This is a genomic window from Propionimicrobium sp. PCR01-08-3 (genome assembly GCF_030286045.1).
GTDB lineage: Bacteria > Actinomycetota > Actinomycetes > Propionibacteriales > Propionibacteriaceae > Brooklawnia.
Genome location: NZ_CP127390.1, coordinates 3,056,048 through 3,070,864 on the forward strand (window position 1 = coordinate 3,056,048; position 14,817 = coordinate 3,070,864).

Consider the following 14,817-nt stretch of genomic DNA (forward strand, 5'->3'; position numbering starts at 1 on the left):
ACCGTGGCTGAGATTGAGGCTGGCAAGCAACTGCGCATCGAAGAGACGCCGATCCCGGGATTCTTGCGGATCGATCTGACGGTGCACGCAGACAACAGAGGCTGGTTCAAGGAGAACTGGCAGCGCGAGAAGATGATGGCGCTCGGCCTGCCCAATCTCGGCCCCGTGCAGAACAACATTTCGTTCAACGACGAAGTCGGCGTGACCCGCGGCATTCATGCAGAGCCGTGGGACAAGTACATTTCGGTGGCCACCGGCCGCGTTTTCGGAGCCTGGGTCGACCTGCGGGAGGGCCCCAGTTTCGGTGCCGTGTACAGCTGCGAGATCGACCCGAGCGTTGCTGTTTACGTGCCGAAGGGTGTCGGCAACGCTTACCAGACCCTCGAGCCCAATACCGCCTACACCTACTTGGTGAATGCGCATTGGAGCCCTGAGGTTTCGTACACCTTCCTCAATCTTGCGGACGAAACCGTCGCCATCGATTGGCCGATTCCGCTCGATCAGGCCATCCAGTCCGACAAGGATAAAGGCCATCCGAGGCTTGCTGATGTGAAGCCGTTCGCCGTCGCGTGCGCTCCCGCAAAGAAGGTGCTGGTCACCGGAGCCAACGGCCAGCTCGGTCGCGAACTGATGCGGCAGCTGCCTGAGGCCGGATTCGCGGCCGACGGAGTCGACCTGCCCGACTTCGACATCTCCAACGCCGAGCAGATGGCCGGTGTCGACTGGGCGGGCTACGAGGTGATCATCAATGCCGCCGCCTGGACCAATGTCGATGGTGCCGAGACCGCCGAAGGGCGCCCCGCTGCTTGGAAGGCCAACGCGGGGGGTCCGGCAAACCTGGCACGCGCTGCATCGGCACAGGGAATCACGCTGGTGCATATTTCGAGCGAATACACCTTCGACGGCACCAAGAACCCGCACACCGAGGCCGAGCCGCCGAGCCCACTCGGCGTTTACGGGCAGTCCAAGGCCGGCGGCGACGCCGCGATCGTCTCCACCCCGAAGCACTATCTGGTCCGCACCAGCTGGGTGGTGGGCGACGGCAAGAACTTCGTTCGCACGATGGCCGGGCTCGCCGAAAAAGGTATCAGCCCGTCAGTGGTTTCCGACCAGGTCGGGCGGCTGACCTTCACCACAGATCTGGCGGCAGGCATCATCCATCTACTCAGCACCGGTGCCGAATACGGCACCTACAACCTGTCGAATGAGGGCCCAGAAACCAGCTGGCAGCAAGTGGCGGCACGGGTCTTCGAACTTACCGGTCATGACCCGAGCCAGGTCTCGCCGATCAGCACCGAGGAGTACTTCGCAGGCAAGCAGGTCGCTGCGCGTCCGTTGAACAGCACCATGGATCTCACCAAGATCGAGGCAACCGGCTTCGTTCCGGCAACTGCGGATCAGCGCCTCCGGGAGTACCTGCAGGAGTACTTACGCTGATCTCGGCCCTCGTGAGGCACGCATTCCGGGCCGGACAGACGTGTGGCAAGTGCTGACCCGCGTGGCTAGGCCTATCTCCCGACTATGGGCGAACGCCGAGGCGCTGCGCCAAGGGGTACAGGCGTCGCTTCAGGCGCACGAGCGCACTCCGCTGGATTGCGCCAGCTAGTTGAGCGCGTAGGGAATTGGCTTCAGCTTGAAGCGTGGAGTGTGTTTCGCGAAGCGCTTCGAGCTCGGCTCGCAACGTATTGACCTCGGCCTCGGCTTGGCTGAGGTCCCGTTGGGATTTCTTGCTGAGTGATTCGATCTCCCGGCCCAGCGAGTCGATCTGTTCTTGCTGGTTGTCGATAACTGCTGCCCGCTCGGTCGCTGTCTCCTCGAGCTGGCGCACGTACTCCCGAACCGGCCCTTCTATCTCAGACAGCCTTGAAAGCGGTGCTCGGATCGAATGCACGAAGGCATCCCTCGGACGTGACTTGTCACGCTTGAGTCGACGGTCATGCTCGAGAAGTGGCCACTTGTGCCATTCTGAATGGAGATTATCTCCGTTGATTCGCGCCACCCGATCACCGAGATCACTGATGGCCAGGTTAACCGAAAGCTGATCACGTCGCGAGTAACGCAAGATATGGTCCATCCAGAGCCGCATTGCTGCGTCTACTTCGTGGGTCTTTCGGCGAGCCATCAAGCCTGTCCACAGCGGCTTCTCGTCCAAGATTTCTGGCTTCGTTTCGGCGTAGTGAATCAGCTGTTCGTAAACACGCGACGGGTCGTCGTAGCCTTCGTTGACAACCGCATAGAACTCGTTGATGAGTGCGTCCCGAAAGGAGTGCTCAAAGAGGGCTAGATCTGACTGCGCCAGCCATTCGTCCAGGATCTGATCAGGGTCGACGAGAAGTTCAACTCGATTATCGATCCAAAGTGTCTCGTCGAAGTCCTCAAGACCGGGGTGCCCGAGAACCTTGATATCCCGTGACGAACGGACGATGTCCATCGGGAACTCAGGCGTGATGAGCCGCACATTCCAGGTATCGCTGCCAAGCGTGGGGTCGTCGGTGAAGAGGATGAACGGAATTGTTGTCGCTGCTGCGATTGGCTGTTCTTTCAAATTCTCATACTCGCCAAGCAGCGCTGAGTAGACGACTCTCATAACGACGAGTGTATGAGTCTTGATGTTCTCGACGAGGACGGAACACGGGCTCCAGGATCGTCTCGGTGCGCAGGCAAGAATAGATGGATGGGTAGTCGAATTTCGGTTGTGGTGCTCTCGCTCCTTACCGCTAGGCTGAACGAATAACGTGTCCGCGCCACGCAGGGTTCGGCGAATGCGAGACTAGGGAGAAAGCCCCATGCACGGCATCATCCTTGCCGGCGGCACCGGAAGCCGCCTGCACCCGATAACTCAGGCGACGAGCAAGCAGCTGCTGCCGGTCTATGACAAGCCGATGATCTACTACCCACTGTCGACTCTGATGCATGCTGGCATCCGTGATGTCTTGGTTATCACCACCCCGCACGAGGCGGAGCCCTTCCACCGTCTGCTCGGCGATGGCTCAGAGCTCGGCGTGAATCTGCAGTTCGCTGTGCAGCCAGAGCCCAAGGGATTGGCCCAGGCATTCACCATCGGTGCCGACTTCATCGGTAGCGATTCGGCCGCATTGGTGCTGGGCGACAACATCTTCTACGGGCGCGGACTTGGTACCAGGCTGAGCCAGTACACCGACATCGACGGTGCGGCGATCTTCGGGTACTGGGTGGCCGATCCACAGGCCTATGGAGTGGTTGAGATCGATGATGAAGGCATGGCGATCTCAATCGAGGAGAAGCCGACTCAGCCGAAATCGCATCTGGCGGTGCCTGGCCTCTACTTCTATGACAATTCGGTCATCGACTATGCCCGCAACCTGCAACCCAGTGCACGTGGGGAGCTGGAGATCACCGATATCAACCGCATTTACATGGAGCAGCACAAGTTGCACGTCGAAGTGTTGCCGCGGGGAACAGCTTGGCTCGACACCGGAACGTTCGATTCGCTCAACGACGCGGGTGACTTCGTCCGCACGATTCAGGCCCGCCAAGGTCTGCAGGTCGGCTGCCCCGAAGAGGCGGCCTGGCGCAAGGGCTGGTTGGACGACGAGGCGTTGCTCGCCAGAGCAGAGGTACTCGTGAAGTCAGGTTACGGTGCGTACCTGCGTGGGCTGGTGGAGCAAGGACGGTGACGCCGAGGCAGACACCTTAGTCTGCTCGCGCTGCGCGCTTGGGTGTCATCGCGCGGTCCCCGTCGCTTTGGAGTAGTTTGACTGACCGTGCTGACGCTATCAAGAGACAGCACAGTCCGATCGCCATTGTCAGTGAACCAACTGCCCAGAAGGCATCGATCGAAATCGGCCAGGGCCACCACTGCGGGTTGAAGACTGCAAAGCTGTAGTCCTCGGTCAGTACCCCGGAGGCGTAGCGGGCGATTATTCTGCGCAAGGCCAGGGCATTGGCAACACCGGATATTACGACTATGAGTGCTAACTGCCCGCGTGCTAGGAAGAATGACCGGGCGCCCTGGCGGGCTAGGCACAACAGCAATACGACCGCAAGAAGAGGCAGCAGGTACCTGCCCTGATAAAAAATGACCGGCTGTACGTGGCGAAGCGTAAGACTCACAACCGGGATACCGCAGAGCGCACCTGAGATAAGCACCACTGCCAAGGCCTTGCGCCAATAGAGCTCCTGAATACCTACAAAGACCACGCCACCAGCGACGGCGATCATCGTGAGGGTGGACCAACCAAGAAGTGGCACATCGAACCATCCCGGGCCCCACCGCAACCCCCATAGTGAACCCAGATACTCCGGCAGGCTCATGATGTTATATGCAAATATCTTGGGCAACGGCCACTCACTCATTGGCCAGCCGCCGGATCCTGTGAATTGACTGCCTCCTTCTGTGGGAAGAAAAACGAGGAGACCGGGAATCGAAGCCAGAGCTGACGCCGTAAGGAGAAGAAGTCTCTTCCGTGTAATGCGAACGAATACCCATATGGCGAGGCTGATGACAAGAACGTAGATTCTGGCATCGGTTCTGCTCTCGATCGCAAGCAAGGCCCCGTAACCGGCCACGGCGAGCAGCGCCCAGCGGCGTTTTCCCGTGGATTCAACGGCCCCTATCAGGGCAACGGCATAGATAAGGCAACCTGAAATGGACCAGGAGCTGGGGTTGACCGATGAGATGAAGTAAACGCCCATCGGCACCCAGGCAACTGTTGCTGCTACCACTGCCGAATGACGAAGCTTGGGAGGTGCCAGTATTGATGCAAGGGCAAGCCCTCCGAGCCCGAGCAAGGCATTAAAGACCTTCATTGAGGTCACGGAGCGGTCTACATCTGGGCCGACAAAAAGATGATTGACGTGATAGAAGCCGAGTGGATAGGTCCCATTGTCGAACCGGTCAGTAGGTTGGAAGGCTGAATCTGACAGTGCATCGGCGCAGGCAGCATTCTGCTGGGTGTGCCGGATATAACAGGACATCGGGTTCGCGACCGACTGCGGAACGTCGACGCTGACGATTTGATCGTTCTCTGTCTCGTAGCTGCAACCCGAGCTTTCGATTGGCCGTGGGCACCAGATGCTGCCGAGGTGGTAGTCCTCGTCAGGTGAAGCCCCAGTGGGTGACGACATCGCCCAACAAGCCAGTCCCGTGAGCAGCGCTAGCAAGCCACCCACTACGAGGATGTAGTTCAGTGGTTTTGGGTTCCCAGAAGATGCAGTCTTGGTGTCGACAGATTCCACAGGCCACATGCTACGCGACCTGTATGCAGCCAAAGGTGCCGGCAAAAGGGATCGATGTCGCAGGCAACAGATGCTGTCGCAAGTCTTCATCGGGTGGAGCCCCGCTCGAATGGAGCACCTTGGTATATCTGGTGCTCGACTGGCCGGCGGCGTAACGTTAGGGCGTTTGGTTACACTTGCCCTGTGTATTCAGGCTTAGGCGGGGTCGGGCTAGGGAGCGGTGAACCAAGTGCAGCCGCGAGAAACGTAAAGCGGAAGGCGCCTGTAATGTCGGCCGCCACATGTGTTAGCCATACGTCCTCCACGGCAAGCTGTGGGCGACATCCATGGGTTGTAGTCGCGAGCTAGGCAATCGAGGTAGTAGTGGGAAAGACCAATGTGCGGGTATCTCAGCCACCGCTGAAGCAGTGGAATCTCATCAGAGCTTTTGGCAATCGTGATCTCAAGTCGAAGTTCAAGGGCACCGCGCTGGGTTGGGTGTGGTCGCTGGTTGTACCGCTTGCCTCGTTGGGCATCTATACGGTGATCTTTGGCGGGCTCTTCCAGATGGAGCCCCCTGGCATAGCTTCGCGACATGAGGGCGTTGGCATTTTCGCCATCTGGTTGTTCGCGGGGCTAACCGTATGGAGCTTCTTTCAGAATTCGGTTAACGCCGGAATCAGCGGGTTGTTGGGCGCAGGCGGCCTCCTCCAAAAGGTGTACTTTCCGGCATACTCTCCCGTCCTGGGTGCTTGTTTGGCGGTTGGTGTGCAGTCTGCGATCGAGATGGGCATTCTGCTCGCTGCTCTTCTCGTGCTTGGAAACGTGGGCTGGACGTGGTTGCTCGTTCCGTTGTTGCTCGTCCTACTGATGATATTCACCGCTTCGATTTCGGTCATGCTGGCGGTCTGGAATGTTCATGTGCGGGACCTAGCTCATCTCGTGGGCGTGTTCCTGCAGTTGATGTTCTATGCGACTCCGATCATTTACAACCCGGAGATCGTGCCGGAGGTGGTGTTTGGGCTGCCAGCCCGCCGGCTCGTTACGTCGATGCCTGTCGCAGAGTTCATCGGATTGTTCCGGAGCCTGCTGTACGAGCTCAACCCTGGCTCGATTGTAAGTTGGTTGGCAGCCTGTGGTTGGGCTCTCCTTGCTGTGCTTGGCGCGATTTGGGTCTGCCGACGGTGGGGTTCTGATCTGGGAGAGAGAATCTGATGAGCGGGCTGGAGGAGATCGGCACTTCTACAGATTCGCCGGAGTACGCGATCGAAGTGCACAACGTGACGAAGACGTTCACCATGCATGCCGATAGGCGCGACTCCCTTAAAGAGCGCTTCGTTCGGGGCAGGTCGACAAAGAAACAGGAGTTTCATGCGCTGGACGACGTTTCTTTCAAGGTGAAGAAAGGGACGACCTTCGGCTTAATCGGCCATAATGGATCCGGAAAATCAACCATGCTTAAGATCTTGGCTGGAGTTTATAGGCCAACGTCGGGAGAGGTTCTTGTTTCTGATAAAGCCGATGCACTTCTTGAGCTAGGTGCTGGCTTTCATGGAGAGCTCACCGGTCGGGAGAATATCTACCTGAACGGCGCAATTCTGGGGAGAAGCCGGAAACAGATCGATGAATCTCTCGACTGGATCATAGATTTCGCTGATATTGGCGACTTCATTGACGAACCCGTGAAAGTCTATTCATCAGGAATGACCGTACGCTTGGGGTTCGCGGTCGCTGTGGCGATCACCCCAACGATTCTCATCGTCGACGAGATCATTGCGGTCGGCGACGAAGAATTCCAGCGCAAGTGCTTCGATTTTATGAGGCACCTACGCGAGCTGGGCACCACGATTGCTTTGGTCACCCATTCGCTGTCCCTCGCCCGTGAGATGTGCGACGAGGTGGTCTGGCTTGATCGCGGCGACGTTCAGATGATCGGTGACGCCGATACCGTCGTCTCTGCATACTTGCAGTCTGTCAACGTGAAAGAAGCCGAGAAGCGCGCACTTGAGCAAGTAGATGCCGGCGAGGCACCGGAGGATGACCAATACAAGTTGAACCAAGGAAACGGCGCATGCAGGATGACAGGCGTGGATTTCCTGGACCGGGACGGGAAGACCATCCCGTTCCTCATTTCGGGGGCGAGCGCAACGATCCGAGTGCATGTGCATGCCAAGCAGGCTCTTCATGATGTCGAGCTAGGTCTCGGTTTTGTGACCGATGGAGGAATAACGGTCGCGGGCCCGAACTCCAAGAGTGCTGGCTGTCTTTATGATCTTCCCAGCGGAACCACGTTCATTGACTACGCAATCGACAACCTGATCATCCAGGAAGGTCGCTACTGGTTGACGACTTGTTTTGTCAGGGATGGCGAAATGTATGACTACTCGGATCGGCAGACGGAAATGATCGTGCGCGCTGACAGCATCACCACCGAGCCTGGTCTCGTGAAATTGCCGACCGGAACGTGGAGTAGAGCGGCGGGCATCCCGAGTGATCCCGGCCCTAGTGGGAAAACAAGCGTACGTAAGGTGGCGGAATGAGCGGGGAGCGGCACGACAAGGTGGAAGAAGAAATCCGTCAGCTACGCGCTGCCCTCCGGCAGTCACAGCGAGAGCTCTCTTCTGCACGGAGGCGGACCGAGGAAGTTGAGTTGGAACTTCGACGCACGAAACGATCGCTCGAAGATAGCTGGTACCAGTTGGACACTTTGCGCAAATCGGAGTCATGGCGGGTTGGTAGTTTTCTCCGCAAGGCCAAAAACGTGGCAAGGAAGCTGCGCAAATGAGACGCCGTGGAAGCCTCGTTATCGGTGACACATCAAGCGGTCTAAGAATAGAGCGAGGCCGCTTGGAAGTCGACGCCCTGCCCGACCGGGTCGTTTTGGTCGCTCAATACTCGCCGACTTCAGTGCAATCACAATCGTTGTCGGCATATCTTCATGCATTGGCGGCGAATGCCTACCTTCCCATGGTGATTTCTGTATGCAGTGATCGGCGTCCGCTTGAGTTCCCATATGGGATCCCGGACGAGGTGGTCGTCGTGAGAAGGCCGAATATCGGCTACGATTTTGGGTCGTGGGCGGACCTGATGAACCAGTACCCACAGATCCGCGCATGCGACACAGTCCTACTGACTAACGACTCGCTATTAGGGCCGTTCGCACCGATTGATCACTTGCTGGAATGGGCGGCTTCGCCTGGGCCCAGCATTCGTGCACTGACGCAATCATTCCAGTTCACGCAGCATATGCAGAGCTATTTCTTGGCGTTTCGCGGAGGGATTCTGGCGGACGAGCCTTGGGTTGAGTTCTTCAACTCAGTCAAAGTCGAGCCCGACAAAGAAGCAATCGTGCAGCAGTATGAAATCGGTGCATCGAGGTTGGCGTTTTCTGAAGCGTACTCGAGTCAGTCCTGGGTGACCGGGCCGGAGCTCGGCGTGCCGAATGGGAATCCGACGGTTGATGGCTGGAGGAATCTGATTGAGACGGATGTACCGTTTTTGAAGCGCACCATCATGACCCATCCGTCAACCATGAGTGAGGCTGTGGAAGCCCAACGATATATCAAGAGACGATTCGACGCCGATGTAAATGAGTGGTAAGGAACAATATGTCTAAGATCGTGCCTGCAGGACTTGAGCGGCGGGTCAAACATAAACTTGCGAAGGGCAGAAGCGCCCTGGCGAACTATCTAGTTTCTGGCAGCGTTAGGGGTTTTCAAGTAAAGCATTGCGCTGACTTCTCCAACTTCGTCTTTCGTCAGGGAGGTCGACAAGATTCCGGCTTTCCAGATAGGTGGCGCGTAGACGACCAGTTCATTATCGACGAGCCGGCTAGACTCGCGGTCGTTATCCACTGCTTTTACGAGGACCTTCTACCGGAGCTCTTTTCTTGCTTGCATAACATACCGATCGATTTTGATCTATTCCTCACAAATGCCTCGGGCAAACAGATTGAGATACCAACTGATCTTGAGAGGATGGGGCATGCCGTGGTCGTGGATGTGGAGAATCGCGGCCGCGATATCTTCCCGCTGGTTCAGTTAGTCAACTCAGGGGCTTTGGATCCCTATGAACTCGTCCTTAAGATGCACACGAAGAAGAGCCCGTGGCGGGAAGCGCACACTGAGCTTGCCGGAAGCGGGGCCACTTGGAACGACCAGTTCCTTGATGGCCTAGTGGGTACTGCGCAGCGGCCGATCGACATACTGAATGCCTTCGCAGCTGATTCTTCCATTGGTCTCGTTACCGCTGATGAGAGCATCGTGGGTTCCGAGTTCTGGGGTGGAGACCAGCGCATATCCGAGGAGTTGCTCAGACGGTTAGAGATGTCATTGGACCATGACCGCCTGCGGTTCGCCTCGGGCTCAATGTATTGGATTCGCGGGTTTCTATTGCAGGGCCTTCGGGCAATGAATTTGCAGCGCGCTGATTTCGATGAGGAATCAGGGCAAGTTGATGGCACGACTGCTCACGCTTTGGAGCGGATTATAGGTATCCTGACCGAGGAGGCAGGGCTGTCTTTGGCCGAGATTAGCGACCTGGCAGTACTTTCAGTCGATTCGTCCTATGATACAGAAGGTTATCTCCGTTTCGGGCGCGAAGCGCCACGATCTGCTCGTGCCCAGATTGTCCCATTTTATCTTCCGCAGTTTCATGATTCCCCACAGAACAACCGTTGGTGGGGTGACGGATTTACGGAATGGACGAATGTGACGAGTGCGATACCCGGATATCGCGGTCATTATCAGCCGAAGATTCCGACGGACCTTGGCTTCTATGATCTCGCTCTTGACTCTGTTCGCCAGAAGCAGGCCGATCTGGCGAAGGCGCACGGGATTGCCGGGTTTATGTACTACTACTACTGGTTCTCAGGCGAAAGATTGCTTAACCTTCCCATCGAGAAGATGCGTGCTTCTGATGTCGATATGCCGTATTCGATCATGTGGGCCAATGAGAATTGGACTCGACGCTGGGACGGACGATCGCAAGATATTTTGATCGGCCAAGATTATTCTAGGATCCCTGCCGAGGATTTTATTGACGATATCATGGAGTTCTTATCGGATCCCCGTTATATGAGGGTCGATGGCAAGGCACTGATCTCTGTCTACCGTCCGGGACAGATGAAGAACTTTCCCGATGTGGTTTCTACATGGCGGAAGCGAGCTCGCGAGGCAGGAGTAGGCGAGCTATTTGTCCTTGCAGTTGCGGTTGCCGACGAATTCGATGGAGTAGGCGCGGACGTGACGTCTCTGGGGCTCGACGGGACCCTGCAATTCCCCCCGCACAATCTCCCATGGGTCGCAGGTCCTGCCACTGATGTGGGGCTCGATCAAAGGTGGAGAGGCAACTTCATGAGCTATCCAGCCACGGTCGATGCATCCTTGGCAATGACGGGAGAGTTGTCCAATCAGAACTACCCTGGTGCGATGGTGACATTCGACAATACCGCACGCCGGCAGTGGAAGGCGGACACCTGGTACGGGTCCAATCCCTACACCTTCCACCGTTGGGTGATGGGCTTGATTTCTGCAGTGCTGCCTCGTGAGCCCAAAGACCGGCTGGTATTCATCAATGCCTGGAATGAATGGGCAGAAGGAGCGATTCTGGAGCCCACTACCCGATTCGGAAGGACCTACTTACTCGCAATCAGAGATGCAGTCTGGTGTTGAGGTCGCGTGGAGAGGCGCGGGCCTAACCTGACATGATGCAGAGCAAACCCGGGTTACGCATCGTGACCGTAGCGTTCAATCCTGGCCCGGAGCTGGCCAGGATGGTCGCCTCGCTTTCTGCGGCTTGCTCCCATCCCTATGAGCTGGTCATCGTCGACAACGGCACCGAAACCGAAGTCGTCGACGAGGTGGCAGCCGCGTCCGGGGCAGAAGTTGTGCGTCCGGGAGCAAACTTGGGTTACGGAACTGCCGCCAACCTGGGCGCCCGGGGGGCCGAGGCCGAGTGGATACTGGTCGTCAACCCGGACGTCCGATTCGGCGAGCATTCCATCGACGCACTGGTCGAGGTTGCCGGCACCTGGCCCCAGGGTGGAGCCTTCGGCCCGCTGATTCACACACCGGAAGGTCTCGTTTACCCATCGGCCCGGCACTTTCCGAGGCTCGTCTCAGGCATCGGGCACGCTCTGCTCGGCGGCATCTGGCCGGCCAACCCGTTCACTCAGGCCTACCGGCGAAACTCCTCGGTGGCGAGCGCCCACCCAGTCGATTGGCTCTCGGGGTCATGTCTGCTGTTGCGGCGGGCCGCATTCGAGCAGATCGGCGGCTTCGACGAGTCGTATTTCATGTTCTTCGAGGACACCCAGCTGGGCGACGACCTGGCCAGGGCGGGCTGGCAGAGCGTCTTCATTCCGGACGCACAGATCGTCCATGACCAGGGGAAAAGCTGGAAACAGCAGCCCGAAGCCATGCTGCGGGCCCACCATCGTTCGGCGATGCATTACCTGAACGGCATCTATGACGCCTGGTACCAGTGGCCGCTGCGGGCGCTGCTGTGGCTCGGGCTGAAGGCCCGTGAAGAGCTGCAGGTCTTCGTCGCGCGCAGGCAAGGCTGAGACGACATGCAGCAAAATCTGGTGACCACCGGACGCGCGAGGCTCGCCATGGCCAGGGCCAACGGTGGTGTCACGGTGGGCGCGTGGCGGCGTCCACCTAACAGTGTGAGGGGTATGCGATGACCAAGATCGTGGCGGTCGTCGTCACCTATCGCGCCGGTGAGGGCCTGCGTGGGTTGCTGACCGAGCTCAACCGGCAGTGCGACCTGGTGATCGTCGTCGACAACGGTTCGGGCACCGATGCGCTGACCATGGTCAGGTTCGCCTGCGAAGGAACTGGGTCGCGGCTGATCGCTCTCGAAGAGAACCTGGGCATCGCGGCGGCGCAGAACCGTGGCATCGCGATGGCCCGGCAACTCGGCGCCAGCCATGTGTTGTTGAGTGACCATGACTCGCTGCCGGACGACGGCATGGTCGCCAAGCTACTCGCGGCCATCGAGCAGGATCCCCGCATCGCGGCCGCCGGGCCGTTGGCCGCCGAAGACCGCGAAGGCGGCGACCAGCTGGTCTACATGGCACGCACATGGAGCCCGAAGCGGGCCACTGCCGAAGAACTCAGCCGGCCACAGTTGGATGTGGCGTTCTTGATCGCCTCCGGGTGCCTGATCACGATCTCGGCGCTCGATGAGATCGGCGGCATGAACGAGCCGATGTTCATCGACCACGTCGATCTCGAATGGGGGCTGCGGGCTCGCCGCGCAGGCTACCGGCTGGTGGCGGTGCCCAGCGCCCATCTGCATCACTCCCTGGGAGACGAGGTAGTGCAGCTGCCCAGGCGTGCGCAGCCCATTCATGTACACGCCCCGTTCCGCAACTACTACCTGGCGCGCAACACGATCTACCTGATCAAGACCAACCTGATGCCCTGGCGCTGGCGCGTCCGGTACTGCTATTGGCTGGCGAAATACGTCGCCTTCAATTCGCTGCTGGTCGACCGGCTGCCCGAGCGCCGCCGCATGCTGTGGCGAGGCATTCGTGACGGCATCCGCGGACGCATGGGTCGCCTCGCCGACTGACCTGCTGCTGCGGGCGCGTCGAATTGTGTTTTTACTGTCAATGAACCGAGAATTCTTTGAGAACCTTCGGTGCACCATGGCGCCGAGACGGTGACGGGCGTTTCGTGACCCCAGAAGGGAAGACACCTCGTGCATAAGTTCAAGGTTTCACGTGCTGTTTCGATGGCGGTTGTCGGCGCACTGGTGGCCGGCGGCGCTCTGTACGCCGGCTCGCCGGCGGTCGCGGACGAAGCCGGAACTGCCATCGAACCGGTCGAGATCGCGCTCACCGATTCGTCCGCGAGTCTGACGGCGGACGCTCGTGAAGGTGCGGCGGACGCCGATGAGACCGACCTGGCAACCGGCACGACCGTCGACGGGTCCGCCGTCATCACCGATCAGATCGACCTCGGCCAGTTCACGGTGTCAGCTTTGACCTGGAACGCCGAAGACAGCCTCGATGACGCGAACGCAGCGTTCATCCGGGTGCTCGAAGCCTCGGGCTGGAGCGATTGGTCGAGTGTCAGCGCCGATCCTCAGCAGTCGGGCAACGCCGGTGGTAGTGATCCGTTCATCTCCGGGGTGGCCACCGCCGTCCAGGTGCAGATCACCGGCGAGGCCGACTCACTGCCGGCCGATCTGAAGCTGGTCGTCGCCGAACAGGGCGATGGATCGCTGTCGAGCCGGGTCGGGCCGCAGGCGAACACCCAGTCCGGCACCACGGACGAGGGACGCGAGGGTATCGCCCGCGGTATCCGTCCCCGCAGTGCGTGGGACGGCAATTCACCGGCTCCCACCTGGGGCGATGAGCAAGCCAAGCTGAAGGCTGCCATCGTCCATCACACGGCCGGCACGAACAACTATGCGCAGGGCGATGTGCCCGGCATCATCGCGGGCATCTACTACTACCACGCGATCACCTTGGGTTGGGGAGACATCGGCTACAACTTCTTGGTCGACAAGTACGGCGGCATGTGGGAGGGACGCGAGGGTTCGCTCGATGTCGCCGCGAGCTCGATGATCGTCGGAGGACATGCCTACGGCTCGAACACCGGCACCCTGGGCGTCTCCGCGCTCGGCACCTACACCAGCACCGCACCCACTCAGGCGATGCTGAATGCGTTCAAGACGGTGATCGAGTATCGCTTCGATCTGGCCGGTTTGGACGCCCGCGACGCCTCAGGGTTCACCAGCCAGGGCGGTGCGGCACTGTCTCGCATCTTCGGGCACCGCGATGTCTATCCGACCGATTGCCCGGGAAACCAGATCTATTCGCAGCTTTCCAGCCTTGTTCAGCAGGTCGGGGCGCCCAGCGACTGGTCGGGTAGCTGGGAGCAGAAGAACGGAAACTGGTATTACCGGTACTCCGACGGCTCGCTGGCCACCGGATGGTTGAGCACCGGGGGCTCGTGGTACTACTTGCGCTCCGATGGCGTGATGCTCACCGGCTGGGTGAACGATCGCGGCACCTGGTACTACCTGGACGCGAGTGGCGCTATGGCGTCCGGCTGGGTGAAGCTCGACAGTTCGTGGTACTACCTGGCGTCCAGTGGTGCGATGACCACCGGTTGGCTGAGCACCGGCGGCTCCTGGTACTACCTGGCCCCTGATGGTGCCATGGCCACCGGCTGGCAGAAGCTCGGCGCCACGTGGTATTACCTCGACGCGAGTGGAGCCATGAGGACCGGCTGGCTGCAGCTCGGCAATACGTGGTACTACCTGCGTTCCGATGGCTCGATGGCCACAGGGTGGGTCAGTGTCGGCGGCACCTGGTACTACCTGGACGCAAGCGGAGCCTGGGTTCAGTAGCGCTACTTGGGACGATCCGATGTCTAGAGCTCTCTTGCCTTAAACTGCAAGTGTGCACTAGACTATCCCTGTGTGAAGCGAAGAGCTGTGCTCAAGAAAATCCAGGCGGCGGCTAAAGCTGCGGGCCTGGAGTACAGGATTGTTGAGCTGACGCGACACACGGCTGTCATAGTCGGGTCGACAAGCCGAACTCTTGGACGGCATGCCGAGGTGGATGAGGTGACTGCTGGGAAATTCTTCGATCAGTTTGCG

11 protein-coding genes and 2 pseudogenes are annotated in these 14,817 nt (G+C 59.0%); 11 read left to right on the forward strand and 2 right to left on the reverse strand.

Features of this window, described 5'->3' with window-relative positions; translation table 11 throughout:
- Window positions 1–3: 3 nt before the first annotated feature.
- Complete coding sequence (locus QQ658_RS14215; RefSeq protein WP_502928920.1) at window positions 4–1,437, forward strand: sugar nucleotide-binding protein; 1,434 nt, start codon at window positions 4–6, stop codon at window positions 1,435–1,437.
- Window positions 1,438–1,519: 82 nt separating this feature from the next.
- Here QQ658_RS14215 and QQ658_RS14220 read toward each other — a convergent pair whose 3' ends face one another.
- Complete coding sequence (locus QQ658_RS14220; RefSeq protein WP_286025493.1) at window positions 1,520–2,587, reverse strand: glycosyltransferase domain-containing protein; 1,068 nt, start codon at window positions 2,585–2,587, stop codon at window positions 1,520–1,522.
- Between the two features lie 199 nt (window positions 2,588–2,786).
- Between QQ658_RS14220 and rfbA the strand changes: the two genes are divergently transcribed.
- The gene (rfbA, locus tag QQ658_RS14225) at window positions 2,787–3,656 is read left to right on the forward strand and encodes a glucose-1-phosphate thymidylyltransferase RfbA (protein WP_286025494.1); all 870 of its coding nucleotides are present in this window, start codon (window positions 2,787–2,789) and stop codon (window positions 3,654–3,656) included.
- Between the two features lie 16 nt (window positions 3,657–3,672).
- On the opposite strand, the gene QQ658_RS14230 is transcribed toward rfbA, so the two are convergent.
- A complete protein-coding gene (locus tag QQ658_RS14230) occupies window positions 3,673–5,217 on the reverse strand; it encodes a DUF2142 domain-containing protein (RefSeq protein ID WP_286025495.1) in 1,545 nt (514 codons plus the stop codon).
- Window positions 5,218–5,580: 363 nt separating this feature from the next.
- On the opposite strand from QQ658_RS14230, the gene QQ658_RS14235 reads away from it, so the two are divergent.
- From QQ658_RS14235 to QQ658_RS15565, 9 genes and pseudogenes are all read left to right on the forward strand, one after another.
- Window positions 5,581–6,411 (forward strand): ABC transporter permease, encoded by an 831-nt coding sequence (locus tag QQ658_RS14235; protein WP_286025496.1) that lies wholly within the window; start codon window positions 5,581–5,583, stop codon window positions 6,409–6,411.
- Window positions 6,411–7,736 (forward strand): ABC transporter ATP-binding protein, encoded by a 1,326-nt coding sequence (locus QQ658_RS14240; RefSeq protein WP_286025497.1) that lies wholly within the window; start codon window positions 6,411–6,413, stop codon window positions 7,734–7,736. The genes QQ658_RS14235 and QQ658_RS14240 overlap by 1 nt, the downstream gene beginning before the upstream one ends.
- Window positions 7,737–8,043: 307 nt before the next feature.
- Window positions 8,044–8,796 carry a rhamnan synthesis F family protein gene (locus QQ658_RS14245; RefSeq protein ID WP_286025498.1) on the forward strand — a complete coding sequence of 251 codons (753 nt, stop codon included), beginning with the start codon at window positions 8,044–8,046 and terminating at the stop codon, window positions 8,794–8,796.
- Window positions 8,797–8,804: 8 nt separating this feature from the next.
- The gene (locus tag QQ658_RS14250; RefSeq protein ID WP_286025499.1) at window positions 8,805–10,868 is read left to right on the forward strand and encodes a glycoside hydrolase family 99-like domain-containing protein; all 2,064 of its coding nucleotides are present in this window, start codon (window positions 8,805–8,807) and stop codon (window positions 10,866–10,868) included.
- Between the two features lie 35 nt (window positions 10,869–10,903).
- Window positions 10,904–11,761 carry a glycosyltransferase family 2 protein gene (locus QQ658_RS14255; protein WP_286025500.1) on the forward strand — a complete coding sequence of 286 codons (858 nt, stop codon included), beginning with the start codon at window positions 10,904–10,906 and terminating at the stop codon, window positions 11,759–11,761.
- 119 nt (window positions 11,762–11,880) lie between these two features.
- Window positions 11,881–12,777, forward strand: a complete 897-nt coding sequence (locus tag QQ658_RS14260; RefSeq protein ID WP_286025501.1) for a glycosyltransferase family 2 protein — start codon at window positions 11,881–11,883, stop codon at window positions 12,775–12,777.
- A 162-nt stretch (window positions 12,778–12,939) separates the two neighbouring features.
- Window positions 12,940–14,007, forward strand: a pseudogene (locus QQ658_RS15555) (N-acetylmuramoyl-L-alanine amidase); the annotation flags it as partial.
- 78 nt (window positions 14,008–14,085) lie between these two features.
- Window positions 14,086–14,256: pseudogene (locus tag QQ658_RS15560) on the forward strand (choline-binding protein D); the annotation flags it as partial.
- Window positions 14,236–14,565 (forward strand): hypothetical protein, encoded by a 330-nt coding sequence (locus QQ658_RS15565; RefSeq protein ID WP_502928970.1) that lies wholly within the window; start codon window positions 14,236–14,238, stop codon window positions 14,563–14,565. The pseudogene QQ658_RS15560 and the gene QQ658_RS15565, both read left to right, overlap by 21 nt.
- Window positions 14,566–14,817: the final 252 nt, after the last annotated feature.